General features: G+C 68.2%; 1 protein-coding gene. It reads right to left on the bottom strand.

Annotated elements, in window-relative coordinates; all coding sequences use genetic code 11:
• Nucleotides 1–1877 (bottom strand): aminomethyltransferase (locus EOA28_RS34425; protein ID WP_128315777.1); only part of this gene is annotated, 1877 nt, incomplete at both ends.

Genomic DNA, 1877 nt, shown 5'->3' with positions numbered 1-1877 from the left:
CGCGACGCCTCCAGCCCGTAGGGGCGCAGGCCATGCGGCCGTCCCGCGGCCATCACGGCATCCCAAAGCGCGGGAGCCAGGCTTGAGGGGCAGTGCAGTTCGTAGCTTAGTTCGCCCGTGAAGCCGATGCGCATCACCCGCACCGGAACGCCGGCGACGGTGCCTTCGCGGCCGCTGAGATAGGGGAAGGCGTCGCGGCTGAAATCAATGTCGCTCTGCAGCGCTTCGAGCACTTGGCGCGCCTTGGGTCCGGTGACGTTGAGGCCTGAGAAGGCGCCGGTGAGATTGAGCACGTCGACCTTCAGTCGCCACTCGGCATTCCAGAACAGCATGTCGGCATAGACGCGCGCCACCGCGCCGGTGGTTGCCGTCACATAGAACTGGTCCTGCGCCATCCGGTAGGCGACGCCATCGTCGACCACCGAGCCCATCTCGTTGAGCATCAGGCAGTAGCGCACGCGGCCGACAGGCTGGCTGGCATGCGCCATCGTGTAGAGGCGATCGAGGAACTCGCCGGCGTCCGGCCCGCGGATCTCCAACTTGCCGAGCGTCGAGACGTCGAGCAGGCCGACGCCTTCGCGCACCGCCAGGATTTCTTCGCGGACGGCTTCGTCAGCACTGCTGGAGTCACTGTAATGATAGGGCCGCCACCATGCGCCGACCGGTTTCATCGCGGCGTTGAGTGCGACGTGCCTTGCATGCAGCGCCGTGCGGCGTTCCAGCGCCTCGTGGTGGCCGGCAAGCACGCCGAGCGTTTCCGGCCCCACGGGAGGACGCGCCGTGGTGATGCCGATCTCGCCGACCGTCCGGCCGGTTGCCTCGGCGACGATCCGGGCGGTCGCCAAGGCCGAGTGACGTCCCTGGCTCGGGCCCATGCCGACAGTGGTGAAGCGCTTGACCAGCTCGATCTCGCGATAGCCGTCCTTGGTGGCGTTCTGCAGATCCTTGACCTGCAGATCCTCGTCGAAATCGACGAAGTCGCGTCCCTTGGGATCGGCGACGATCGGTTGCACATAGCGTGGCCGGGCGACTTTTGGGCTGGCCGCCGGAGGCTCATCGGCAACCGCATGGCCGAGTCTCGAGAGCGCGGCCGACGCCGCGCGCCGGCCGCTGGCGATGGCATCCTCGATCTCGTCCGTGCCGGCAACGGCGCCGGCGAGATGGACCGGACCTTCCGGCAGCGTGATCGCCATCGTTTGCGTGGCGGCGTCGTACCCGACCTTGCCGCCGGCCTGACACGGCAACTGCCACGCCGGGGCGCTGCCGATCGAAACCGTCAGCAGGTCGCAGGCGATCCAGCTTCCGCCGACACGGACGCGGGCGAGGTGACGATTTCCGGCCGTGCCTTCCGCCGCCTCGATAGTCGCGCCTTTGCGGATGGCGACGCCCTTGCCGCGGAGATCCGCTTCCAGCGGACTGGTAGCGCCGGCAGATCTCGGATCGACCAGCTCGACGACCGATACGCTGGCGTCCAACAGATCGAGCGCCGTCCGGTAGCCGTCGTCATGGGCGGCCAGCACCACGGCACTGTCGCCAGGCCGCACGCCATAGTGGCGGATCAGGCGCTGCGCGGCTCCGCCGAGCATGACCCCCGGCAGGTCGTTGTTGCGGAAGACGGCCGGCTGCTCGATGGCGCCAGTCGCCAGGATCACCTCCCGGGCGCGTGTCCGATGGAGGCGATCGCCGTGAATCAGCGGCAGCCAATTGTCCTCGTACCAGCCATTGCAGACGGTGCCGGTCAGCAGCTTGAGATTGGGCAGCGCCGCGAGCCGTGACGACAGGCCGGAGAGGACGGCCGGATCGTAGCGGCCATAGCTTAGCGCGCCGCCGATCTCGGGATTCTCCTCGCACAGCACCACATCGGCGCCGGCATCCGC

Origin of the sequence: Mesorhizobium sp. M2A.F.Ca.ET.067.02.1.1, from assembly GCF_004023285.1 — a bacterium.
GTDB lineage: Bacteria > Pseudomonadota > Alphaproteobacteria > Rhizobiales > Rhizobiaceae > Mesorhizobium.
Note: the sequence above shows the minus strand (reverse complement) of the source record. Positions and strands in the feature narration are given on the sequence as shown.